Here is a 25,504-nt window from a genome sequence, read left to right on the forward strand (position 1 = left end):
GGAGAAAGATCATGGCAAGATATTTGGGTCCTAAACTCAAACTTAGCCGTCGCGAAGGAACTGACCTGTTCCTAAAAAGCGGCGTTCGCGCAATCGATTCTAAATGTAAAATCGATACAGCGCCTGGTCAGCACGGTGCCCGTCGTGGCCGTCTGTCTGACTACGGTGTTCAGCTGCGTGAAAAACAAAAAGTTCGTCGTATGTACGGCGTTCTGGAAAAACAATTCCGCAACTACTATAAAGAAGCTGCACGTCTAAAAGGCAACACAGGTGAAAACTTGCTACAGCTTTTAGAACAGCGTCTTGATAACGTAGTTTACCGTATGGGTTTCGCTAGCACTCGTGCTGAAGCACGTCAGCTAGTTAGCCACAAGGCGATCATGGTGAATGGTCAAGTTGTGAACATCCCATCGTTTAACGTTTCTGCCGAAGACGTGGTTTCTGTTCGTGAAAAGGCTAAAAAGCAAGCGCGTATCGTAGCTGCTTTGGAACTGGCTGACCAACGTGAGAAGCCAACCTGGATTGAAGTAGACAGCAGCAAAATGGAAGGCACTTTCAAGCGCGTTCCTGAAAGAACTGACCTGTCTGCGGAAATTAACGAACAGTTGATCGTCGAACTTTACTCTAAGTAAAGCTAACTAAAGAGGAAGCATTGTGGGTTCTGTGACTGAATTCCTAAAACCGAGATTAGTTGAGATCGAAAACGTTTCTCCTACTCGTGCCAAAGTAACTTTGGAACCACTAGAGCGCGGCTTTGGCCACACTCTAGGTAACGCCCTACGTCGTATTTTACTGTCATCTATGCCAGGATGTGCAGTTACCGAGGTAGAAATTGACGGCGTTCTTCACGAGTACAGCACCAAAGAAGGTGTTCAGGAAGACGTAATTGAGATTTTGCTAAACCTTAAAGGTTTAGCGGTTCGCCTTGAAGGTAAAACTGAGGCAACCCTAACTCTAGTGAAATCTGGCGCTGGCCCTGTTGTTGCTGGTGATATTCAGCATGATGGCGACGTAGAAATTGCAAACCCTGAGCATGTTATTTGTACTTTAACTGGCGAAGCTGAAATCAGCATGCGCATTAAAGTAGAAATGGGCCGTGGTTATGTACCAGCTTCTACCCGTCGCTCCTCTGAAGAAGATGATCGTCCAATTGGTCGTTTGTTAGTTGACGCTTCATACAGCCCAGTTGAACGTATTGCTTACAGTGTAGAGTCTGCACGTGTTGAACAACGCACAGACCTAGACAAACTAATCATCGACATGGAGACGAACGGTACTTTGGATCCTGAAGAAGCGATCCGCCGTTCTGCTACTATCTTAGCTGAACAGCTAGATGCATTCGTAGACCTACGTGATGTATCTGAGCCAGAAGCGAAAGAAGAGAAGCCAGAATTCGATCCGATTCTGCTTCGCCCAGTAGATGACCTAGAGTTAACAGTACGTTCTGCAAACTGTTTGAAAGCAGAAGCTATCCAGTACATTGGTGACCTGGTACAGCGCACTGAGGTTGAGCTACTTAAAACGCCAAACCTTGGTAAGAAATCGCTAACTGAAATCAAAGATGTTCTAGCATCTCGTGGTCTTTCTCTAGGTATGCGCCTAGAAAACTGGCCGCCAGAGAGCATCGCTGAAAAAGATTAATCAGGTTTTTATCAAACTGATTTGTAGAGAAGGATAAAACTATGCGCCATCGTAAGAGTGGTCGTCAGTTGAATCGCAACAGCAGCCATCGTCAAGCTATGTTCAAAAACATGGCCGGTTCTTTGGTCAAGCACGAAGTGATCAAAACTACGTTACCAAAAGCGAAAGAATTACGTCGCGTAATCGAGCCTCTAATCACTATGGCTAAAGAAGACAGCGTTGCAAACCGCCGTCTAGCTTTCGCCCGCACTGGTGACAAAGAGGTTGTAGGTAAACTATTCAACGAGCTTGGTCCTCGTTACGAAGCTCGTCCAGGCGGTTACACTCGCATTCTTAAATGCGGTTTCCGTGCTGGCGACAATGCCCCAATGGCATATGTTGAGCTAGTTGACCGTCCAGTTGTAGAAGCTGAAGAAGAAGCAGTAGAAGCAACTGAAGAGTAATTAATACTCGATTAGAAAAAGGGGCCTGAGTGAAAACTCAGGCCCCTTTTTTTGTACCCAAAGAACAATGGGGTCAGAGTTGCAACTCTGACCCCATTATTGTTTTTTATCTCACAATTGCTCATCAAGCTTACGAAGTATTTTGTCACACCGTAATAATCACTTTGGCTTGTTGCTTGCTAAAAGAAATAGGTAAGTTTTTAGTCCATGCATTGAAAGGGCCGTTCTCTGTTAGGTTTTTGGCACTTGGTTACTTCTGTTATTCATAGCAAGGAAGTTTATGTTAACCGTTTCATCATTTACGCAGTCGCTATCTTCAAATCCTGTGTTAAGTAAAACGCTGTCTACAGCGTATGAACGGCTAAGTTCAGGGCTAAGAATAAATAAAGCTGCAGATGACAGTGCAGGCTTACAAATTTCCAACCGTTTAATGTCAGAGTCAATTGCAAAAAATCAACTTCGCCGTAACTTAAACGACGGCATTAGCTATGCACAAATAGCGGAAGGCGGGCTGCAAGAATCTGCCGATATATTGCAGCGTATGCGGCAACTAGCCATGCAGTCACAAAATGGCATTAATACTGATTCAGATAGGCGCGCACTAGATAGAGAATTCCAAAAGTTAAAAAACGCACTCAATGGCATTGCCTACAATACCGAAGCATTTAACCGATTGCCTTTGCTTGGTGATAACGACTTATTGTCAGATAACGTACCTTCAATAGGCGATACCTTTGTAAAGGGTAATACAACTCGATTGAGCAGTGGTTTACGTTCTGTAGCGTACATTCCCGAAGGTTCAACAAATATATCCATAGATATTGATAGCTTTACTGCAGACGATGATTTGCAGGTATTCACAACAAGCGGTAGGCATCTAGTTGGCACACCACTGTCTGATAATGTCTGGAGTAGTAATAACGTAAACTCAACGAGTGACATCAAACGTTTTCTATTCTTACCTGAAGAAGGGTATGCACCCACAGCAAGCTACGATGGTAGTTCACTGATCACAAGTGGTTCTGGTACGATTAACGGAACAACATTTACTTTTTCTGGCGACCAACACCCAGGCGTTACAACAGAAAGTTTAACCATTGATAACACTAGCGAGCCGCTCATTATTTCCGTAGTGGGGCAAGGGGTTTTTGATGCTACCGTAGATTGGGATACGTTGGGTGCTGCAGGGAGCGGTGGAAACAGCTTTGAAGCGGGTCCTGTGAATCTCACCGCTACTAACTCGCTAAGCGATGGCACAGACTTCATAAACCTAACTAAAACGCCAGTGGGTTTATCTGATCTAAATATGGTTGAAAGCGACGTACTAACTTTTGAAAATGCAGAAATAGCGCTACAGCAAATTGATAATGCCTTAGAGTATGTTAGCGAGAGTCGTGCGTTCTACGGCGCAAAAATGAATCAATTGGAGTCGGCCCTAAAACTCAATGACCGTATGCATGAAGGTTTAATGGCAGCGCGTTCTCAAATCCTCGATACTGATTTTGCAGAAGAAACTGCTAAATACACACAGGCGCAAATCGTAGAGCAAGCGAGTATTTCTGTTCGGGCCCAAGCTCAGTCTAGCGATGAGCAGGTATTGGGGTTGTTGAATGAGGTTGTAAGCTAAAACCCAGTCTTAATAATTAGATTAGCTATAAAGCTTTCACTTAAAATATAGATATCCTGCAATTCAATAAAAACGAGTTCTTCATATCACCTAATTTAATCCAGTGAAGTTAAACATTATATCTGTATAGGCATCGAGCTCTGGAGAGCTGTGCATAGGATCGAAATTTAATGTATTATTGCCACCTTTGTGACTCAGTCAATGGCGAAAGGGATATAAGTTGGCATTTACAATTGACATAGAAAAAAACAGAGAAATTTCTGAGTTATCTGTTTTATCCGCAGAGGGTGTATATTCCGAAAAGCCTGAATTTAACGATAAGCGCCTTAGTGCTCTGTCTGAAGATTTTCGAGAAAGCTTGCCTTCAGTAGGTTTAATTAAACTTAACAACGTTTATGTGTTTGGTAATGGTTGTCTATTGACTGAGTCTAGGGAAAGGATTCAGTCACCCTTCTTACCGTACACCTACCTAAAAAGTGAAGAAGGAATAAAACAAAGTTCAGCAGCTATTAGGAACTTGTCTCCCACTCAGTGGCGCACACGACCTCTCAGAATCACTGAGGTCAAAGAAACTGCAGCTCTACTTACCCAACCTGGTGACAGGATTTTTGGGCATTGGTTGGTTGACCTCATTCCTATGTTTTCCCTTATCAAAAAGTACTATCCCAACGCATTGCCAATCGTAAAATCCAGTGTTTTAAATGGCGAAGCAATTCCAGATATACTTGAGGCATTCGAAATAATAGGTTTGGATAAGGAAAAAGCATTAGGTCTCACTGAAAATCTTGATGCGTATTTCTGCAGAGAGCTTATTGTCCCTACTTCTGTTCGCTATGGTCAGCAGTTGCATCCTATTGTAAACGAAGTATACGGTAATCTAAGAAAACCAGTGGTTTCCAGTAAACCCAACAGAAAACTGTATCTATCTAGAAGGAAGTGGGAAAAATCAGGTTCTCACCGGGTCTTGATCAATGCTGCGGAAGTAGAAGCACACTACGAGTCATTAGGTTTTGAGATTATACATCCCGAACTACTTACTTTTCGCGAAAAAATAGCACTTTTCCAAAATGCTAGCGAAGTGGTTGGAGAAAAAGGAACTGCATTGCACTTAAGTCTTTTTACAAACAGTATTAAGAAAATGACTGTGCTGCTAAACCCTTATGAGAGGATGACTGGTCTCCCATTGCTTCAAGGTGAAATATGTAAATTACAAAATTGTGATGTTAATTACATAATGGGTGAAGAAGTGAGTTTTGATAGTGGATATACCATCGCCGTTTAAAGCAGTGCAACGATTTTAAAGGTCGTACAACGGTATCAACGTGGAATAGTTGAATTAACATGTTAAAAAATAAGTCTTTGGAAGAGTTCGGGTATAACTTTTTAGGCCCTGTTTTAGCCTCTTATATCATTGAAGTATCAAACAAATTATCTTTTTTGTCTAACAACAAAAGCATAAAGGTTTTTCATCTAGCTAGAGAGGGATATGCTTTTGAAAAAGCTTTCGATTTAGTTAATAGTGATGCATATCCATCGTCATACCTAAACGTATCGCGCACGTTTTTATTCAGAATATTGTCAGATATTGAATCATCGTGGCAATACAGTGTTAAGCATAGTTTTGAAGGCTCGCTAGCTGACTTTCTACATGCTCGATTCGCTTTTTCAAGAGAGCAGATTTCAAACCTTTTAGACGAAGAACAAGCGAAAGAAACTATTGTTTTGCCAGATGACTATGAACGAGTTTGTCAATTCTTAAAAACAAAGCAATCTCAAATCAGTGAGTTGGTAGCACCAGTAAGGGCAGTTTACCTCGAGTATCTGAACTCAATTGGCTTTGTTGCTCCTGAGGTTACTCCTGTTCTGCTTGATGTCGGTTATTCTGGAACTATCCAAAAGCTGCTTACCCTACTTGTTAGTAAAGACACTTTTGGTATTTACATGATAACGACTACCTCAGGTGACGAGAAAGTTGGTGACAACATCGCAAATATTGACCATGTTTTTAAAACTAGTGTCAAAATGGGCGGTGGGTATTTAATGCTCGATAGATCAATGTTCTTAGAGGCATTACTCACCGCTCCGAATGGACAATTTATCGATATTTTAAAAGACTTAAATACCGAAGATTTTCATTTCTGTTATGGAAAGCGCACATATACTCAGGAGCACTTTTCAGATCTTGAAATTGTTCAGAAAGGCGCACTCGCTTGTCTGAAGAATTGCATCAAATCAGGTACAGTTTATTCGACGGATGAAGTTGAAGAGATATTTTCCGCATACGTTACTCAGAGAAACTTGTTGCCTCGTGCGAGTTGGCCATTATTTGTTCTTGATGATGCGATATCGGGACAAGGCAACCTGAACCCACTTACTTTCTTTGGGCTGTAAATATGAAAGATAACGTTAGAAAAATTGTAAGACGTGCGCAGCAATCGTTAGAAATGACATCTAACCCTAAGATTGCAAAGGCATTTAAAACAGCAAAGTCAGAGGGCTATTTTGATTACCAGTGGTATCAAGAGCACTACGGGCAATTCCCACATGAGCTAGCAGCATTTTCTGATTATTTAGAAAAGTCTAAATCTTCAAATGTAAATCCTTCTGCGAGATTCGATACTGAATTCTACCTTCGAAGTAACGTAGATATTTACTTAAACGGTGTTAGTCCTTTAATTCATTACTTATATCACGGGCGTTACGAAGGCCGCGCTTCGTCTGGAGTAATAAATCGTTGGCTACCCTCAACGGAATTATTAGCCAAAGAGTCGGCGACGTGGCGTAAGCAGAAAATTGCCATTGTGCTTCATATCTTCTATCCCGATTTTGTAGAAAAGTTTGCTAATACCATCAAAAGCTTTCCCACGAATGTGGATATATTTGTAACAGCAGCTTCACGTGAAATAGAAACAGAATCTCAGGATAAGTTCATCAAGCTTGGGAACGTTAATCAAGTAAAAACGGCTATTTGCGAAAACAGGGGCCGAAACTTTGGCCCATTTTTAGTTAACTTCAGCAAAGAGTTATTAGACTACGACTTAATGTGTCATTTGCACTCGAAAAAATCTCTGTATAGCGGTAGAGAACAAACGCAATGGTTTGACTATCTGAATAACTTTTTACTTAAAGACAAACATGTAGTGAAATCAGTTCTCAGGTTATTCGATGGTAATCAAGAATTGGGAATGTACTATCCTTCCTCATTTTGGATGATGCCTGCATGGGTTAACCACTGGACTTGTAATAAGCCTTATGCAAACTCTTTTGTAAACGAATGGCAATTAGATATTTCCGAGAACTTTGTTAATTATCCCGTTGGTGGAATGTTCTGGGCAAGGCCAAAAGCGATTGCCCCATTATTAGACAAACAATACGTTTACGAAGACTTTCCTGAAGAGCCGTTGCCGAATGATGGGAGTTGGTTGCATGCCCTAGAGCGAACTTTAGGTCTGTTAGCCGAGAAACAGGGATACAAACAGTTTTTCTACTATCCACCACAAGGCAAGTTTACGCTCGATAAGTCCTATATATCTTCAAGTTATTTCAAAGCGTCGGAGTCACTTTTAGCCGACATTCAAAATTTCGAAATCGTATCTTTTGATGTCTTTGACACGGTACTGCGACGCGAATTTACAGCCCCAGATTATGCAAAGTTCAAGTTAGGAAAAGAGCTAGCTGCGGAAAGGTTCTTTGATTCCCCAGAAGATTTTATTAAGAAAAGAAACGATGCGGAATTAGCGTGCAGAAAAGCCAGAAATTTCGAGGGCGATGTAAATATCTTCGAGGCATATGAGCAATTAGCAAAAACGTCAAGCATCGACCCAGAAGTAGCAAAAGAATGGGCTGAGAGAGAGTTTTATTTTGATCTCGAGATGTCACTACCCAAAGATGAAATGGTAAAAATTGTGCATGAATTAAGTGCAATGGGAAGAGATATTTGGTTTGTAACTGACATCTACTACACAAAAGATCAAATTTCTAAAATGTTAAGAAAAATCGGTATTTCAGTACCCTATACACTTCTGGTGAGCTCCGAGTTGCGTAAGCGTAAAGATGCCGGAACAATGTGGACATACGTTAAAGATCAGGTTGCAAAGCTAGGGAAAAGCTTCATTCATGTAGGGGATAATGTGCGCTCTGATGCTCAAATTTGCGGGGACTTTGGCCTTCAAAACGTTCATATTTTAAACCCATTAGACAAATGGGCTATCGCAGGCTTTAAGGCACCAGATTTCGATAGAGAAGACCACATACAAAAGTGGGGCAGTATCATTGGAAACTTTGGCCGCTACCCTTACTTTGGTGAATAACTGAATGGATGTATCAAATAAAATGAATGTCGCAATCTTAATGATGCAAAAGAACGAAGATGAGCTGTTAGATAAGTGGATTGCTTATCACTCTTATCTTGTCGGCCATAGAAATCTTTTCATCTATGATAACGGAAGTACAAGCGAACGGACGCTACATAAGTTACAAAACGCGCAAAGTAATGGAATTAATGTACTGTCTCAGTTTTCATCTAAAGCAGACTATGAAAATCGGGGAAGAATATTTTCAGACCATATCAAAGAGCTTGATAAGAAGGGCGAATTCGACTTCTATATGCTTATTGATTGCGATGAATTTTTAGCGTGTGTAGATAAAGAAGGGGTGATCAGTTGTGATCGCTTGGCGCTAGAACACAGCTTAAAACCATTAAGTACGTGCGACGATGTACTTATGATTGATGGTCAATACTACAACTCTTCTATATCTAAATCGTGGTTCAACAAACAGCCATATAGAAAATGTTACTTTCGAAAAGGTAATATCGAAAGCTTAGACCAGGGTTTTCACTGGGGAAAAGTGACAACGTCGCAGGAAGAATTGCGTACAAACTTAGTCCACATTCACTTTCACAATAAGCCTTTCGAGATTGCTAAAAGCCATGCAAAAGAGAAGTTAACTGGACGTGTGGAAAGCTTTGATCTCGAATATTTAAAGAATTACAAAGGGAAGGGATTTCATTTAACACGATTCTTTTTTGAAGATGAGGAGGAATTCGTATCTCGCCAAGTTAAGCTAAATCACGTGTTTTCTTCATCTTTATCGGGTAAGTTTGACGAGTTGAACATAAGCTGGCCTTATGAAGAAGAAGTGAATAGCTCAAGAGAGAAACTTGGAGTGCAAAATGACCTTTCTCTATTCAATAACGTGCTACCAGAGTTTAGGGGGTCGATAGATACAATTACACGCCAGGGAGAAGATATTCTTTTTCGGGGGTGGGGTATCTTAAGGCATAGTCGACCCGTTCAAAACCTTCTTGTTGAAGTGAACGGCCAAACTTACACAGCAGAGATAAAATCCCGCTATAAGCGAGATGACGTAAACCAGCTTCTTAATGTAGCTGGTGTAGAGCTAGGCTTTGACGCCTACATTCCAGCACAATCTTTCTCAAGTCTTCCTACAACTCCTGCTTTTGGTGAAGTAAAGTCTTACATTGACTTTGATCGCACTTTTTACAGCTTCGACATGAGAGCAAGCTTGAAAAAGTTTGATTTTGTTTCTTGCCAGGTTATTAGTTAAACAAGCTGTATATGAAAAAACATGTAATTTTGCACATTGGTCCGCCAAAAACAGGAACTTCTGTATTACAAAACTGGTTCAATGCTAATAAAAAGATATTAGCAAAGCATGGCGTTTTATATCCTGAACACAGAGTAGATAAAAATGGTGTTAGTTCTGGCAATAAAGACCTTTTTTTAGATAAGTGCAATGAATCTGGCGTTACTAAATTCAACAACACAAAATATCAGTCGCTTCTAGATAATTTCAAAAAAGGAAATTTTAGTCGGTTATTACTAAGCTCAGAGTTTTTCTTTTCAGCTTTGCCACAAATTATTGAGGCTTCCAAAGGCGTTAAGGTAGAAATTGTCGCTTATATTAGGCCTGAATATGAATTTTTAGAATCAATTTACAATCAGTCAGTAAAAAGAAATAAGCAAACTAAACCTATTGCTTTAAAAGAGTCTTTGCCGGCGAGTTACTTAGACCGACTCATGAACTATATAAAGACGTATGGAAGTGAAGAGTTTCATTTAAGAGGGTACGGTGTAGGTGATTTTTTTCAAAATGGTATAGTTGCCGATTTTTTAAGCGTTCTTGATATCGATGAAGGGTACGCTACATCTGGTGATAATCAGTATATTAATCGCTCTTACAGTTTTGAATGTTTGGAATTCAAACGTTGGATGAACAGGTTTCAGTTAGACGGTTTAGATCGTGAGCTAGACTCACAACTTCAGGCTTATGACAAAGGCATCAAACACTATACGGTTATCCCGTTTAAAGCTTATACCAGATATCAAGAGCAGAGTAAGAAAAAGATTGATGTGCTTAATAGGCTGGCCCCAATTGCTAACGTTGAAGCACTTTTTGATTACATAGATAGCAGTAAGCGCGGTGATTACTATCACCAAGACCTTTATGATTCCCACATTGTGCATGTTATTCAATTTATATTGGAACGCGACGCCTCTTTAGTTCAGTCTTTGATTAAATCGATAGAGAAACAGGCCAAAGACGAATTCGATAAAGAGAAGCTGCACGTTATAAAGCAATGTTATTTAAAAGACGCTGAAAGCGCTAAGCTACAGAAAAGCCTGTGGAGCCAAGTGGTAAGAAAGCTTAAAGCTATAGCTTCGAAAGTAGGAATTTAGGAATGCATAACCTCGATGATGCAAGTTGGAAATATAGAAAGGACGCAATAGAAATATGGGAAGCCAATGTTTCTGATTCAAGCGAGCAAGAGGCGATTAGAGGAGTACTTAGCCGTAACGCAAATGCTTCTTTTGGGAGAAACTGTTACATCGCTCCAGACTGCAACTTTTTTACTCACAAAGCGACGCTAGCAAATAATGTTCGAATTGGTTCACAAGTAACATTAAGAGGGAATTTAGTTTTCGGGAGCGATATTACGGTTAATCCAATGGCTAACATTATAGGGAATGTAAATATTGGAGACGCTGTTAGAATTGCTAGTGGCGTTCAAATATTTGGTTTTAATCATGGCTACGATAGAGTTGACCGCTATATAAAAGACCAGCCCATTACATCAGAGGGTATTGTTATCGGAAACGGCACTTGGATAGGTGCTGGCGCCAGTATCGTTGATGGTGTGACGATAGGCGCAAATAGTGTAGTCGCCGCTGGCGCGGTGGTTACAAAGTCTTTCCCTGAATTTTCTATAATAGGTGGAGTACCTGCAAAACTTCTAAAAAATAGATTGCAAGGTAATGGACGAAAACTAGAAATAAAAATGCATAATGCGGACAGTTTTCCTGCTTTAGTTCATTTAGAAGTGCCTATTACAGGATACGTAGATAATAAGAATCCGTACATAAATGGTTGGATAGCCTTTAATGATGAAATATGTGATTTGTTTGTGACATCTGCTCAGACCGAGTTGCCCGTTGAATTGAAAGAAAACAGGCCAGATGTTGTGGACTTTCTCAACAGAACTAATCAAAAATTTAGGCAATCTCGCGTGTTCAGTTTTAGAATCCCAGTTTTAGCAAACCCTGTTACTCTGATGGCAAAAAGCATGGGGAAAACGACAGAATTTGTTTCGATTTTGTAAGATTGTCAATGTATAAGCTTAAGCACAGTAAAATGGCTTAGCAGAACGCTCTAAAGGCCCATTCTGTGTAAAGTTAAGCGAATAATATACCGCCACTGGCTTATGAAAAGCTAGATGAATTTCAAACGAAAAACTGCCTAGTAAAGTCTGGTCGATTTACTTCAAAAAGATCTGGACGTGTGGATGGATTACTACAACAATGAAAGGACTCATTAGGGTAAAATTTGCTGTGGCAGAGCGCCATTAGAAACATTAGTCTATGGGAAACAGACTTAGGCTGAGAAGAATCTAGCTCAAATCTAATCTGACAGCGGAACCTTGAATATCGGGTAACGGTTAGATCAAGTTTGAGCTATTACACCTAAGATGTCTCAAAATGCAGTTAGTGATTAATTTTCCATAAGAGCTCTGCAAGGTGAAAATCTTGCGGCCAATCTATGTCAATTGATTTTAATTTTTCTTGCTCTACTAACAAAGGATTTCTACCTATGCGATCAGAATGCGCTTTATAATTTTCAGCAGAAGAAATAAACACACCGCTATCAATTTCAAACAGAGGCTGTATATTCTGTGTCATAGGCCACTTTAAATGCTTTCTATCATATGATAGCGGGCCGTTTTCATCCCATATAAACCCTTGCAGTTTGAGTACGGTCATCAATGAGTCAAAACCATTTGCAAGAGCCCCATAGTATTTTTGAATTAGTTGCTCATAGTCTTTCTCATTTATAAATGGAGATGTAACGTGTGTCCAAAGTATATCTCCCTCTTTGATTAGTTGAGAGCAGTAAGAAATTAGTTCATCAGTAGTTGTTGAGCTACTTCCTAAACTGTCAGGTCTATGATCTAAAGTGATTTTAGAATGATTCATATCACCAGCAATATCTAGAACTCTAATGTCATTCGAAGATACAATAATCTTATCTATATCATCGCATTTAAGAAGCTGAAGTAACTTAATCTTAAGTAGACCGCCATCAATGCCTGCGAAGCTTTTAGTATTCTTATCAGGAATTCTTTGGCTACCCTTTCTGCAGGGTAAAAATGCAGTAATCATATAATATCCCCCCATTTTTCAAACACAGTAAATTGACTTTCTAAAGTTCTTTTTTTTAGCTCATGAGGCACATTTGAAAACGGGATATATGCAATAAAGTCGATATCATTATCTATTGCCGCATTTAAGTCAGATAGTGCGTCACCAACCATTACAGCGTTTTTAGTATTTTCTATATTTAAAATATTCCGAATATTCGTAGATTTCTCTGTTGGAGAGCCTGTGATTTTTATAAAAAACTTACTTAAATTGCGCTTTTCAAATACATCTACAAGTTCATCTTCTGCTGAACCGCTAGCAATATATTTTCGACCGTTAAGGTTATCGATGAAGTCCAAAAATCCAGGCGTTATGGGCGCGTCAAAATATAGCACTCTACATTGACTCGAGAACAACGATAAAAGCTTCTGTTCAAAAACTACTTTTTTTTCGTGATCATCAAATGACAAGATAAAGTTGGTAAAATACTCGATGTGATGATACCGAGATTTACCAAAATTATTTTTAAAATAGTCGATGCAATGTTTAATGGATGACTCATCAACGTTCAACGCACTAAGTGCGTTGAACATTGCTGAAATTTTTAACTTGTTAGAGTCTAAAACTACACCATCACAATCAAAAATATAAACATCATAGTTATGAATGGACAGCATACACTGAACCTTTGTTGATTGGGTAGGACGTCGGCGTTAGTGCTGTAAGTTCTACTTTCTCTGGTAACGCGTTAAACTGAGTAAAGAGAGTAATCATATCTAACTGTCGCGTGTCTTGCGCAGGGTAGCCATCAAAGCCTACTAACTTAACTCCTAAAGGTTTCGATATAGCCAATATTCCCAATAAATATGTACTTGTATAATCTAGCTTTGAACTCACATATGTATCTTGAATCGAGAGTTCATCTGCTGTGTTTTCAAACCCATAATCTATGTAGGTCATTTTCTCTAGTTCCACAGCTTCATCTTCACTGAACCTATGTTTAGGCAATATTACTGGCTTGTTGAGACTTCGGTATTTAGCTGCATCAGTTAAGAATTTAACGTTGTGTGAAATCACGTAATAGTCAATCAGTGTTTTATCAATTGATTCATTGATATTTACTGATATCACTATAGGCTTATTTAATTTGATATATGTTTCTACGGCAGTTTTATATTTGGTAGTAGATTCCGCGCTAGTAATAACTAAAACCTCCTTACCTTCAAATAAACCGACTAGAGCATTTGTGCCAGACGTGTTGTTTCCAGATGTTTTGAATCTTACCGCGGTATCTAGTATCGAGCCATCGTAAGAAGCACTGCTTTCTAAAGAGCTTAAATAATTTATAGCAGCGATGATCTCTTCAGTTCCGTATTGTTCGTTTGATAACAAGTTTTGGATATAAGTTGGGTGTACATCATTTTTCGCACCTAAGAAATATAATAAGTTCGAACCCCAACCAAAATCGGCTTGCATCTTTTCGAAATATCGTATTACTAGGTCATAGATGGGCTTTGCATCATATTTGTTAGTGAATGTAGTTAACAAACGTTCGGTTTGTGTATTACCCGCACCTCGGCCCATACCAGTAACTGTAGCATCTAACCAATCGACACCATTAGCTAAAGCTGTACAAGAGTTATCTAAACCCTTATTCATGTTGTCGTGAGTATGAATACCCATTGGCCCATTCCACTCAAAACGAATGGCTTGAATTATTCTGGTAACCTCTTGTTCGTCCATGTTACCTAATGAGTCAGCAAAGTATAAGACATCTAGATTTGTCCCCCAGCTTTTCGCAATTCGAGCTTTTTCGCGTATAAGTTCATTTGACTTGCCGCCCGCCTGCATAAGATTAAAGCCTACAACATATCCAAGTTCTTTGAGCACCTTTACTATTTGGCCTGACTCTTCCACTTCGTGAAAGTGCGCTGCAACTCTTACAAGTCCAATTTTACTTTCAGAGCGGGGAACGAAAAGTGAATTAATCGCGCTCTCTATTGAAACGCCAGCATTTAATATAGTTTTTGCGTCAACCATTACTCCGTAAGTTGGCCCCTCTGGAAGAGCTAAAGTATTTAAAAAGCTCTCTGTAGTGTATGCAAAAGCTCCTAAAAAACCTGGCTTAGGGAAATTGCGTAGTCCAAGTTCTACATAATCAATACCAGCAAGTGCAACTGCCTTTAAGTAGGCGGAAACGATGTGGCTAGGAAAGTCCCATTGATTGTAATATCCACCGTCGCGTAGCGTACAGTCTAAAATTGTTAGGTTTTTGGTTGTGTTTTCCAATTAAAGGCCCTCTAAATAAAGATGTGAATAGTCAGGGTCAAACTTCGCCATTTTCTCAAGCGTATCCCTGTAGTGTTCGTTAATTCTTTCTATCGTTTCTGGCTTCAACTCTTTTTTGTATCTTCCTGGAAATATATCCGAGCCTTTCCAAGCATTACCTATCCAGTCTTTATTATTGTCTAGGTTCTCAATTCGTTCTTTTTCAAGAGATTTCCATATCGAATCATTAAGCTCCACTTCAAGAAATTTAGCTGACATTTCTATAAACGAATCAAAGTCTAAGCAAAGGCGAGCGTAAGTTAAAACTTTGAAGTCTTTCTCATTGATTTTAGAAAATAAATACCAAAAATTATCAAAATAATTAGCATCTAAATTTTGCAAAACCCATTGGTCAATACCTTTTTCCTCTACCTTTCTTATTTTTGCTACTCTTTCTTCCTCAGTGAGACCAGGAGTTGGGTGAATTAGACTCCAATGAAACTTATTACATATTCGGTCTCTAGGATCTCTAAAGTTAATTAAAAATTTGAACTTTGAAAGATCTTGTTCTTTGTTTAGTTTCGTAGGTACGTTAAATTGCAGTAACTTATAGGTATTAGGTATTGTGTCTGATGCTAACTCATCTAAAGCACCTCGTAGATAGAAACTGCCAACGTATTCTTTAGTCGTATTGAACTCAACTCCCGTCAAGCTACAAAAAATTCTAAGCATAGAGTCGGTAGCAGAAGTTTGCGATGTGAAATTTATGTAATTTTGGTTCATTTTTTTTGCTCACTAGTTCAAGTAATAAGAGTATCTACTGAGTTGCGTTGGCTCAACACGCTCAAAATTTGAATTTGCTAAGGACGATACTGAACTAATTCTTCGTCTTTTGAAGTGAATAGTTTTTGGGATGTTTAAATGCTCTATATCAGAAAGAGAAGTTCGACAATTCCATAAATAGTCTTCATGTGCATATCCGTTTTTCTTGTCATTACGAGGGATAGGGTTTTGTAACAATAGAGCTCTTGAAGTCAAACAAAGTGCGTCCCAGTAGTTAGCACTTCTGAAAAAACCGAGCTCTTCTTTTGATAACGGTTTGTTTCGACAAGTCCCTTGCCTCACGAACAAGCTTTCCCTCCCAAATATATAATTGTATTCTGGATGTAAAATAATATTTTGAGGAAAACTTTTTTCAATAAGAAACTCGTAACACAATGTTAGCCAATTCTCAGACCAAAGATCATCTCCATCTAGAAATGCAATGTAATCAGAGTCAGTTTTTCTGACTGCATCCATCCTTGAAGCGCCAGGGTCTCCATTAGAAGCAATCTCTACACAATTAGAAATGGATAAATTTTTAGTTATGCCATGAACTACTTCTAATGTTTCCTCGTCGGGATTATCTAAATAAAATAAAACATTCGCTTCTACATGTACGTTAGAAAGCAAGCTATTCAAAGAGTCTACAGCGCTCTTAACCGTTGGATATAGCAAAGCACCCTCTTTATGGGCGTTTATTATTATTGTTAGGCTTGAATTCATTCCTCAACTCCTTTTAGGGCTTTACATAGCTTCTCCTTGTAGGCCAAATATGTTCTACTTAGTAAAGCGTCTTTATACATCGCTTCTAGTTTACCTTCGTTAAATGTAGCTGCGCTGAGTATTTTATCTTTGTATTCTTGTGCATCATTAATATTATTTACAATGTGGGAGCTAGGTATTAACTCAGACACTCCACCTGCATTGCTTGCTACAATTGGAAGTCCTTCTTCCATTACCTTAATTAGTATCGTAGGTACCCCGTCCCATTCGGACGTATATAAGAAAAGTAAAGGCTCCACAGACCTGACTTCTGAAATATCATTGAATAGACCCATGAGTTTGATGTTTTTACACTCTGAAAAGTTGTATGCCTTTTGGTTAAGAACAGGCTTGCCCCAAACGTAGAAGGTGAAATCAGGCATTAATTTAGCGATGGAGATTAATAAATCTGGTCTTTTCTGGTGATCAAATCTACCTGCCCAAACGATGTTCTTAGTAGGATAATTATTTAACCTGTAATCTATCAGTTCTAGTTCTGTTAACGCGCAAGGGGTTTGAATGTGAACTATCTTATTCTGGACGCTTTCTGCGTTGTTTGTTCGAACCCCAATTTCTTTTTTAAGGGACTCGCTGTCAACTAAATAAAAATCTGTCAAGCCTAGAGTGTTGAGTAGATACCTAGAGGGGTAACCATCTACATTTCCATACGCATCTCGATCGTCACAAAATAGATATGCATAAAATTTCAAATTGTTTCTTAGTTGCCGATAGTATAGCGTTTTAACTTCCCATAGTACTCCACAATTTACGTTAAATACTTGAGTACATTCACTCCCTATTAAAATGTCATAGACCACATCGCACGCTATCAAGGATTGATTTTTAGGGTGACAATGATCAAAAACCAGTGACTGAAGGTCAAAAACTATATCTCTGTCGATATTGTGGATTTGTAATGCTTCAAGCGATACTCGAGAAAGTGATATTATCTTTATAACTTTTCCCGCATATATCTCCTTTAAACTATGTACTAAAGAAGATAGGACTGCATCAGCTCCACCAAAGTTAATTGAGTCTCTGAAAATTAAGATATCAGCACTCCCGATAATTTTTGGCAGTTCGCGTAAATAGGGGAAGTTGTCGACATTGAAAGGCATGAATGTGATGGGCAAACTAGGATTATTTGCTTTAATCATGGGCTCAATCATAGAGGCCAAAGTAATCTGTTTCGCTAACTCATCTTTATCTGTAAATAAAGTTTCAGTTGATAGGGCATTCAATGCAAAATCATTAAGCCTAGCGAATTCAGAATTGAATAGCGAAGCTATTTGAGGTGCTGACTTTATATTACAACCGCTATATTCACTTTTGAAGAAAAAAGCTGCGGCGTTTCTTTCATTACTTGTCCCATAGAAAAAGGCAATCCATGCAAGATTAAGGAAAATGGATGGTGAGCGATTTTCAAAAATGCCATGATAGATAAAATGTTCGATAAGGGGCTTATTAAACGTTCTCAGATCAAAGTTGCTCTCTAAATAGTAATTCGAATCAAATAAAGGGGAGCTCTCAATCCTATCTCTCAATTTAAACCATAAATTGAAAGTTTCAATGGTATTAAGCTCTGAGCTATCCGGTATTTGCTTTTTCACAAAGTCCGACGCGAAAAAAGGTGAAAAGTCATAATGAAAATTAGAGGTTTTCCAATTCTTTATACAAGTTAGAAAGTCTCTTTCTTTAGTCTGATATTTTAGTTCATCTATATCGAACATCGCTAAAAAAAGCGGAATTTGCGTATCTTTTCCGTTGAAAGCTCTGATTTCCCCTAATATTTCGAAAATGGCGTACCATTCTTCAAAAGTCGGATTACTTTTTCCAAAGTTATTCTTCAAAAAAAGTTTAACTGATTGAGACAAAAACTCGTCTTTACAATTTAATAAAGCATTTTTTGTGTTTTTAATAGGGAACTTTACTGGACTACTAACAAAAGATAAAAGATTGTTGTGTATTCTACCTTCGTATTGTCCATGCAGTAAAAAGTGTTCAAATAAAGCAATATCATCTCCAACTAAATCCTTATTGTTGGACTTATATACTTCAATATCAAACAAGGGGGTTGGTAAATGAAGAGAGTTTTCTCTCCAGTGTTTGAAAGCTTCAATACTGTTACTAAACGAAACTTTTGAAACTTTAGAATAATAAGATGTTATGAAATAAATAGCCTTTGATTCAAAACAAAAATCCTCTAAGGAATCAGTTGACTTTATAAGAGAAATATCTGCTTTAGATATAAAGTCCATAGCCAAAAATATCTGAATGTCTCTTTCTGTTCGAAGGTCTAAAAATTTGAAAATCGTTACAATCTTCTCTAAAGATTCATTAAATGATAAATCGTATAGTTTGCTAAATGATTCTACAAGCTGAGAATATGGGATAGCGTCTTCTTTTTTGTTTAAAAGATACGCATAATGAACTACATTATTGGAGTGGGAAGATAACTGCTTTTCTTCAATCTTTTTTTCAATATACTCTATATTTATAAAAGGTGATAAATAAGTCTCACCATTTAATTTTAATGTTCTTAAAGTTTGAATTTCTACTTTATCGCCAATGTTTTTTGATATGTTTAACATGAAACTCAAAAAGTCATCTGCCGCACTCTCTGAGCTTTCAATAGCGATTCTTCCTTCATTTTCACCAAAGAGAATATAGTGAATTAAAGGATTGAAACCTGAATTTAAAACATCTTCATAACTATTTAAGTAATACTCAGAGTCAAACTTATTAGGGATATATAAAACTCTCTTCTCCCAATTACTTAGATAATCAGAGACGCTATCATCAGTTTTGTAATGACTTTTGTAATTTGAAAAGTCTAGACCACTATTTATTATGATTTCTTTATATTCATTGTTCATAGATTTTTCTCAAAAAATCGTTTATATATTTGTCTGGGGTTGTGAAGAAGTAATTTCCAATAATATTATTCATTTTTGTAACATCAACGCAGCTACTAATAACATCAGAAGAATACTTCTCCTTTACAATTATTTTACTGTGATTTTCTTTAAATTTAAGTACGCACTCTAAAATTCTATTCAGAGAAGTAGAGGAACCGCTTCCAATATTTACAACTCCACTAAAGTTTGAATTCGAAATCATCAATATAATCGAGGCGAGATCTTTTACATGTATGAAGTCACGGCTAGCATTTATATCGAAATATGCACTGAAAGTAGAGCCTGCTTTCATTTTATCTAAAAGAACATCAATAAAGCCATGGGAGGGGTGGTGGGAGTTTCCGAAAGGGTTCGTTACTCTTCCTATTATTAGAGGTACACCCAGAATATCGAGTCTAGATTGAAGTATGAGTTCTTCAATCATTTTAGCTCTACCATACCAACCTATCGGTTTTAAGATATCATCCTCTTTAAAAGGTCTTAAGGAGTTGCTTTCTCCGTACACCGTTCCCGCAGAAGATAAGTGGATAACACGTTTTGGCTTTTTGATTGTCACAGCATTTGCTAGATTTTCGATAATCGAATAGTTATCTTTAAACGCAGTAGAGAAAGAAGCTTCAAAGTCCTGAGGTTTATTTGACCCTGAAGCGTTGATAATTGTGGTGTTCTCAGTGTAATACTGTAGTAAATGACCCACCGATAGAGGGTCGGAAAGGTCTATGTTTACAATGTTTTTACCACTTTTAACTCTAGACGTCCCTATCCAAATTTTGCCTTGTTCTTCGATATCCTTACAAATAAAGCTACCGATAAAACCAGTAGCTCCCAGAATCAAATAATCCAACCTCATCCCTCGCTGCTTTTTGTTAGACTTTTTTACTTTGAGTGTTTCGAAAGAAAGCTCTCTAAAGCAATTTTTGCTATTTAAAATGCTCATCTCCCTAAGGTATGGTATCATTGAAATGTGACGTTTACACCGATTGATTTTGGAGAATTGATGAGAAAAGGAATAATATTAGCTGGCGGATCTGGCACACGTCTGCATCCATTAACTAAAGTAGTCAGTAAACAGTTAATGCCAGTATACGACAAGCCGATGATTTACTACCCTCTTACAACTCTTATGATGTCGGGTATTCAAGATATCCTCATCATAACCACCCCTGAAGAGCAGCAACGATTTATAGACTTAATAGGTGACGGCTCGTCCTTAGGTATAAACATTCAGTATGCAGTGCAGCCTTCACCGGACGGTTTAGCTCAAGCATTTCTGATTGGCGAAGAGTTTATCGGCAACGACAGTTGTTCACTTGTATTAGGCGATAACATTTATTACGGTCACGACTTAAAATTGTCTTTACAGAATGCATTTAAGCAAGAACATGGGGCTACAGTTTTTGGCTATCACGTTAACGACCCAGAACGCTATGGTGTAGTAGAGTTTGACGATAATTGGAACGCTCTTTCTATTGAAGAAAAGCCAGCTGTTCCTAAATCAAATTATGCAGTAACCGGCCTTTACTACTACGACAACCGCGTAGTGGACTTTGCTAAAGAAGTAAAGCCATCACCCCGTGGTGAACTTGAAATTACTGACTTGAACAACTTATATCTTCAAGATGGCAGTTTGAAAGTGGAGTTAATGGGTCGAGGCTCTGCTTGGCTCGATACTGGCACGTTAGATTCACTTCTTGATGCGGCAAACTTCGTTGCGGCTATAGAAAAACGGCAGGGCTTAAAGGTTTGTTGCCCAGAAGAAGTCGCTTATAGAATGGGTTATATAAACGCTGAGCAACTTGAAAGGTTAGCAACACCACTTAAGAAAAGTGGATATGGTGACTACCTGCTTAAAGTAATTAACGATAGAGTAAAGGTTTAGGCTTATTTTAGTTAAAAAGGGTGGTGTAGCCACCTTTCTTCTTAAGTAAATCGCCAGTTTGTACGGAAATTAAATGCAAGTAATTAAAACAGACATCCCTGACGTAAAAATCATCGAACCCAAAGTATTTGGTGACGAGCGCGGTTTTTTCTTAGAAACCTTTCGTACTGACTGGTTTAAGAAAGAGTGCGCGGATGTAGAATTTGTTCAGGATAACCACTCGAAATCTAGCCAAGGTATTCTTCGTGGCCTTCATTATCAGATGGAGCAAACCCAAGGTAAATTAGTACGCGTAGTTAGCGGCGAGGTTTACGATGTAGCAGTTGATATGCGTAAAGACTCACCTACTTATGGAAAGTGGGTTGGCGTTACATTATCTGCAGAAAATAAGCGTCAGCTTTGGGTTCCAGCGGGCTTTGCTCATGGTTTTTATGTAACCAGCGAATCGGCTGAGTTCGTGTACAAGTGCACAGACTATTATCACCCAGAATCTGAGGTATCAGTGAAGTATGACGACCCTACGTTAAATATCGACTGGCCTTTGGTGAATGGAGAGAAACCTTCACTTTCAGGGAAAGATGAAGCTGGGGTGGCATTTGTAGACGCACCTACATTTTAATTGTCATTGGGTACTAGCGATAAATGAATATTGTAATAATAGGTAAGTCTGGGCAGCTGGCATTTGAGCTTTCTCGTGAACTAGATAATAGCGATCACCAAGTCACGTTTTTAGGGCGCGATGATATTGATATTACTAGCTCTTCTGATATTGATGAGAAACTAATGCCTTTAAAAGCGGATGTTTTAATAAATGCATCGGCATATACTGCGGTAGATAAAGCGGAAGAAGATACCGACGCGTGCAAGGCTATTAATACGCTTGCTGTGAAGAACTTAGCAAACTTCTGCAAAGATAACAGCGCCTTCATGGTGCATGTGTCTACCGACTATGTATTTAACGGCCACAAAGGTTCACCTTATTTAACGGATGATCCTATCGAGCCGCAAGGTGCTTACGGTAAGTCAAAAGCTGAAGGCGAAAAAGCGCTGCTTGAAATACTGCCTGATGCTAGCTGTCTAATTCGTACTGCTTGGGTTTACTCGTTGCATGGCAATAACTTTGTGAAAACCATGCTGCGCTTGATGGCTGATAAACCTCAGTTAGCTGTAATAGATGATCAAATAGGTACCCCTACGTGGGCCAAAGGTCTAGCTGAAGCTTGTGTTTCTGCCGCTGAAGATAAAACAGCCGGTGTTTACCACTGGACCGATGAAGGTGTGGCAAGCTGGTACGATTTTGCTTTAGCTATACAAGAACTTGGTATTGATAAAGGTTTACTTAATAAGGCTATTCCGGTTTTACCTATTCCGTCAAGTCAGTACCCAACACCTGCAAAACGTCCTCACTATAGTGTGCTTGATAAACAAACTGCGCGTGAAGCATTTGCTTCGTGCAAGCCTACTCACTGGCGTCAGCAGTTAGCTAGCATGCTAGATGAATTGAAAGCCTAAATGGCAAGAACAGAATTATTTTTGGTAAAAAGAAAATGAGTAAAACGATTTTAGTAACAGGTGGCGCGGGCTTTATTGGCTCTGCGGTAGTTCGCCATCTTATAAACGACACTGACCATACAGTGGTTAATTTAGATAAGCTGACCTACGCGGGTAACTTAGAGTCATTAACTTCGGTTTCAAGCAGCGACCGCTATAGCTTTGAACAAGTTGATATTTGTGATGCTGAAGAAGTAAAGCGTGTTTTCAATACGCACCAGCCAGATATTATTATGCACCTTGCGGCAGAGTCTCACGTAGACCGTTCAATTGACGGGCCAGGTGAGTTTATTCAAACCAACGTTGTAGGCACATACACTTTGCTTGAGCAAGCAAGAGCGTATTGGTCAGCACTTGAAGGCGATAAAAAAGCAGGGTTTAAGTTCCATCATATTTCTACTGACGAAGTATACGGCGACCTTCCTCACCCAGATGAAGTTGAGCCAGGAACGGAGCTTCCACTGTTTACGGAAACTACTCCGTATGCACCAAGTTCACCTTATTCAGCAAGTAAAGCAAGCTCTGATCAGCTAGTGCGTTCGTGGCTTCGCACATACAAGTTGCCAACGCTTGTAACTAACTGCTCTAACAATTACGGCCCTTACCACTTCCCAGAAAAGCTTATTCCATTAGTTATTCTAAATGCACTAGCTGGTAAGCCGCTGCCTGTATATGGCAAAGGTAACCAAATACGTGATTGGTTGTATGTGGAAGACCATGCCCGCGCATTGGTAGTGGTTGCGCTTAATGGTGAAATCGGTGAAACCTACAACATTGGTGGCCACAACGAAAAGCAGAATATTGAAGTAGTGCAAACTATCTGTTCAATTTTGGATGAAGTTAAGCCAAAAGATAGCAAATACGCTGAGCAGATTACTTACGTTCAAGACCGCCCAGGGCACGATATGCGTTATGCAATTGATGCTAGCAAAATTGAGCGCGAGCTTGGATGGAAGCCGCAAGAAACGTTTGAAAGCGGTATTCGTAAAACTGTTGAGTGGTATTTAGCGAACGAAGGTTGGTGGAAAGCGGTTCTTGATGGTAGTTACCAAGGTGAGCGTTTAGGTACTGGAAGCTAATACCTATCACTATAAATCGTGATATGATAGAAAAGCCGCAAAATTGCGGCTTTTTTGTTTTTTAGTGTTGTTAGATATCGCTGTTAGGGATTGAGTTAGCTGTATGAAGAAATTGGTCATGTTAACCGTTAAAGGCGCTGTTGGTTTAGTACCAAAGGCGGTTAGAAACAAGCTGAAAAGCAACCATAAACTTACCGAGTTTTACAGCCGCTCTTTACAGCGTTCGGGGTTGTTTTATGGTTTCCCTTCTGAAAAAAAACGTATGGCTTTGTACAGTGCTTATCTCAAACAACAGGCGCAATATTTTCAAAGCCTAGCTCCTGTTGATAAAAGCGACTTCAAAATACAGGTTGTTATCTTTGGGGCAAAAAGTCTATCTTTAACATTAGACTCGCTTAACCAAGCAGGTGTAAAACATGAACGCATCTGTGTGGTGCGTGAAAATAGTGTTGGCGAATCGGTTCGGTGTGCCTCGACCATTTCTGAAGCGGTAAATGATTTACCTGAATCGACGAGGCTTCTACTTTTAAATAGCGGAGATACGATAACTAAAGAGTCTTTTGAAACGTTTCTAAAATGCGACAATGGCGGCGATATTGTTTACTGTGATACCGATAAGATTGACGCCAAGGCTCGAAGAGTCTCCCCTCATTTTTTGCCAGATTGGAATCCGGACTTACAGTTCTCTACAGGTTATGTGTTTACGGGCGTAATGTGTAAAGCGGCTTTGGTGAAACGGAATGGGGTAAGATCTTCGACAATTGCAGGTATCGTTTCAGAACTATGGATAAAGCTACCGCACTCATCAGTCGAACATATACCTTATACACTTATTCATCGCTCACCTAATAAAAAGATTACGCTTGAGGCTCTGGCAGATATAAGAACGGTTGTAGAATCCTTTACTTCTGCAACGCCGTCTTATAACGAAGAGCTCGCTGTAAATACTATTCAATGGCCTGTTGAATCTGAGCCTTTAGTCTCTCTTATTATTCCTACCAAAAATGGCAAGGCGCTTGTTAAAGCTTGTATAGAGTCAATATTAGAAAAAACCGTTTATCAAAATTATGAAATATTACTCATCGATAATGGATCTGATGAAAAAGAAAGTCTCGACTATTTTGCTAAGTTAGAGAAGCACTCCAAAATTCGTGTTCTTCGTTATCCCGGAGAATTCAATTATTCAGCAATTAACAATTTTGGCGTACAACATGCTTGTAAAACTAGTTCGATAATAGGGCTTATCAATAATGATATTGAAGTAATAAACCCTCATTGGCTATCAAGCATGGTAGGGCATGCGGCACGGGACGATATTGGATGCGTTGGGGCTAAACTGTTGTACTCTGATGGCAGAATACAGCATGCTGGTGTTGTACTCGGGTACGGTGGTGGTGCAGGTCATGCACATAAATATTTCCCGAGGTATCACCCTGGGTATATGAAGCGTTTAATTGCAACGCAGAATTATTCTGCAATTACGGCGGCTTGTTTGTTAGTGAAGAAATCATTGTTTGTAGAAGTTAACGGATTGAATGAAAAAGATCTAACCGTCGCCTTCAATGACGTAGACTTTTGCCTGCGAGTCAGAGAGACCGGTGTACGAAATGTTTACTGCGCTGAGGCCGAACTCTATCATCATGAATCGGTGAGTAGAGGGTTAGACCACGCGCCGGAAAAAGCAGCAAGATTTAATCGCGAACTAGAATTTTTAAAAAAACAGTGGGGCAAGTATATACAGCATGACCCCGCGTATAGCCCAAACCTTACACTTATGCGTGAGAACTTTTCCATCAAATCGAAAGAAGAGTTTTCTAGTTAGAAATAGCTTTAAAATAATTTGAAAGTTGGAACTTG

General features: G+C 39.1%; 22 protein-coding genes and 1 pseudogene. 16 read left to right on the top strand and 7 right to left on the bottom strand.

Annotated elements, in window-relative coordinates; translation table 11 throughout:
• The first annotated feature begins 11 nt into the window (after positions 1–11).
• The 11 genes and pseudogenes from rpsD to ACXACS_RS04325 form a co-directional block, all read left to right on the top strand.
• Positions 12–632, top strand: coding sequence for a 30S ribosomal protein S4 (gene rpsD, locus ACXACS_RS04275; protein WP_012519214.1), 621 nt, complete (start codon positions 12–14; stop codon positions 630–632).
• A 19-nt stretch (positions 633–651) separates the two neighbouring features.
• Positions 652–1,641 carry a DNA-directed RNA polymerase subunit alpha gene (locus tag ACXACS_RS04280; RefSeq protein ID WP_039217818.1) on the top strand — a complete coding sequence of 330 codons (990 nt, stop codon included), beginning with the start codon at positions 652–654 and terminating at the stop codon, positions 1,639–1,641.
• Between the two features lie 41 nt (positions 1,642–1,682).
• Positions 1,683–2,084 (top strand): 50S ribosomal protein L17, encoded by a 402-nt coding sequence (rplQ, locus tag ACXACS_RS04285; protein ID WP_012519212.1) that lies wholly within the window; start codon positions 1,683–1,685, stop codon positions 2,082–2,084.
• A gap of 280 nt (positions 2,085–2,364) precedes the next feature.
• Positions 2,365–3,711: a flagellin N-terminal helical domain-containing protein gene (locus tag ACXACS_RS04290; RefSeq protein WP_474804447.1), complete on the top strand. Its 1,347-nt coding sequence runs from the start codon at positions 2,365–2,367 to the stop codon at positions 3,709–3,711.
• Positions 3,712–3,931: 220 nt separating this feature from the next.
• Positions 3,932–4,993: a glycosyltransferase family 61 protein gene (locus ACXACS_RS04295; RefSeq protein WP_474804450.1), complete on the top strand. Its 1,062-nt coding sequence runs from the start codon at positions 3,932–3,934 to the stop codon at positions 4,991–4,993.
• A 59-nt stretch (positions 4,994–5,052) separates the two neighbouring features.
• Positions 5,053–6,102 (top strand): HAD family hydrolase, encoded by a 1,050-nt coding sequence (locus tag ACXACS_RS04300; protein WP_474804453.1) that lies wholly within the window; start codon positions 5,053–5,055, stop codon positions 6,100–6,102.
• Positions 6,103–6,104: 2 nt separating this feature from the next.
• Positions 6,105–8,021 carry a rhamnan synthesis F family protein gene (locus ACXACS_RS04305; protein ID WP_474804456.1) on the top strand — a complete coding sequence of 639 codons (1,917 nt, stop codon included), beginning with the start codon at positions 6,105–6,107 and terminating at the stop codon, positions 8,019–8,021.
• A gap of 4 nt (positions 8,022–8,025) precedes the next feature.
• The gene (locus ACXACS_RS04310; protein ID WP_474804459.1) at positions 8,026–9,279 is read left to right on the top strand and encodes a glycosyltransferase family 2 protein; all 1,254 of its coding nucleotides are present in this window, start codon (positions 8,026–8,028) and stop codon (positions 9,277–9,279) included.
• Positions 9,280–9,290: 11 nt separating this feature from the next.
• Complete coding sequence (locus ACXACS_RS04315; RefSeq protein WP_474804462.1) at positions 9,291–10,412, top strand: hypothetical protein; 1,122 nt, start codon at positions 9,291–9,293, stop codon at positions 10,410–10,412.
• Positions 10,413–10,414: 2 nt separating this feature from the next.
• On the top strand, positions 10,415–11,332 hold the full coding sequence (locus ACXACS_RS04320) for an acyltransferase (RefSeq protein ID WP_474804465.1): 918 nt from the start codon (positions 10,415–10,417) through the stop codon (positions 11,330–11,332).
• 150 nt (positions 11,333–11,482) lie between these two features.
• Positions 11,483–11,608: pseudogene (locus ACXACS_RS04325) on the top strand (IS481 family transposase); the annotation flags it as partial.
• A 106-nt stretch (positions 11,609–11,714) separates the two neighbouring features.
• Here the strand turns inward: ACXACS_RS04325 and ACXACS_RS04330 are convergent.
• From ACXACS_RS04330 to ACXACS_RS04360, 7 genes are read right to left on the bottom strand one after another with little or no spacing between them, the layout of a single operon-like run.
• Positions 11,715–12,389, bottom strand: a complete 675-nt coding sequence (locus ACXACS_RS04330) for an acylneuraminate cytidylyltransferase family protein (protein ID WP_474804468.1) — start codon at positions 12,387–12,389, stop codon at positions 11,715–11,717.
• Positions 12,386–13,045, bottom strand: a complete 660-nt coding sequence (locus tag ACXACS_RS04335; RefSeq protein ID WP_474804471.1) for an HAD family hydrolase — start codon at positions 13,043–13,045, stop codon at positions 12,386–12,388. Before ACXACS_RS04335 ends, ACXACS_RS04330 begins: the two co-directional genes overlap by 4 nt.
• Positions 13,029–14,657, bottom strand: coding sequence for an aldolase catalytic domain-containing protein (locus tag ACXACS_RS04340; RefSeq protein ID WP_474804474.1), 1,629 nt, complete (start codon positions 14,655–14,657; stop codon positions 13,029–13,031). Before ACXACS_RS04340 ends, ACXACS_RS04335 begins: the two co-directional genes overlap by 17 nt.
• Complete coding sequence (locus tag ACXACS_RS04345; protein ID WP_474804476.1) at positions 14,658–15,419, bottom strand: hypothetical protein; 762 nt, start codon at positions 15,417–15,419, stop codon at positions 14,658–14,660.
• 12 nt (positions 15,420–15,431) lie between these two features.
• Positions 15,432–16,181 (bottom strand): glycosyltransferase, encoded by a 750-nt coding sequence (locus ACXACS_RS04350; RefSeq protein WP_474804478.1) that lies wholly within the window; start codon positions 16,179–16,181, stop codon positions 15,432–15,434.
• Positions 16,178–19,096 (bottom strand): glycosyltransferase, encoded by a 2,919-nt coding sequence (locus tag ACXACS_RS04355; protein ID WP_474804480.1) that lies wholly within the window; start codon positions 19,094–19,096, stop codon positions 16,178–16,180. The genes ACXACS_RS04350 and ACXACS_RS04355 overlap by 4 nt, the downstream gene beginning before the upstream one ends.
• Positions 19,086–20,096 carry an NAD-dependent epimerase/dehydratase family protein gene (locus ACXACS_RS04360; protein WP_474804483.1) on the bottom strand — a complete coding sequence of 337 codons (1,011 nt, stop codon included), beginning with the start codon at positions 20,094–20,096 and terminating at the stop codon, positions 19,086–19,088. The genes ACXACS_RS04355 and ACXACS_RS04360 overlap by 11 nt, the downstream gene beginning before the upstream one ends.
• Positions 20,097–20,135: 39 nt before the next feature.
• On the opposite strand from ACXACS_RS04360, the gene rfbA reads away from it, so the two are divergent.
• From rfbA to ACXACS_RS04385, 5 genes are all read left to right on the top strand, one after another.
• Positions 20,136–21,017 carry a glucose-1-phosphate thymidylyltransferase RfbA gene (gene rfbA / locus ACXACS_RS04365; protein ID WP_474804486.1) on the top strand — a complete coding sequence of 294 codons (882 nt, stop codon included), beginning with the start codon at positions 20,136–20,138 and terminating at the stop codon, positions 21,015–21,017.
• Positions 21,018–21,090: 73 nt separating this feature from the next.
• A complete protein-coding gene (gene rfbC, locus ACXACS_RS04370; protein WP_474804489.1) occupies positions 21,091–21,636 on the top strand; it encodes a dTDP-4-dehydrorhamnose 3,5-epimerase in 546 nt (181 codons plus the stop codon).
• 23 nt (positions 21,637–21,659) lie between these two features.
• A complete protein-coding gene (gene rfbD, locus ACXACS_RS04375; protein WP_474804492.1) occupies positions 21,660–22,529 on the top strand; it encodes a dTDP-4-dehydrorhamnose reductase in 870 nt (289 codons plus the stop codon).
• A gap of 35 nt (positions 22,530–22,564) precedes the next feature.
• A complete protein-coding gene (gene rfbB, locus ACXACS_RS04380; protein WP_474804495.1) occupies positions 22,565–23,647 on the top strand; it encodes a dTDP-glucose 4,6-dehydratase in 1,083 nt (360 codons plus the stop codon).
• Between the two features lie 103 nt (positions 23,648–23,750).
• Positions 23,751–25,469, top strand: a complete 1,719-nt coding sequence (locus ACXACS_RS04385) for a glycosyltransferase family 2 protein (RefSeq protein ID WP_474804498.1) — start codon at positions 23,751–23,753, stop codon at positions 25,467–25,469.
• The last annotated feature ends 35 nt before the right edge of the window (positions 25,470–25,504 follow it).

Source organism: Alteromonas sp. AWM4_230 (genome assembly GCF_056158305.1).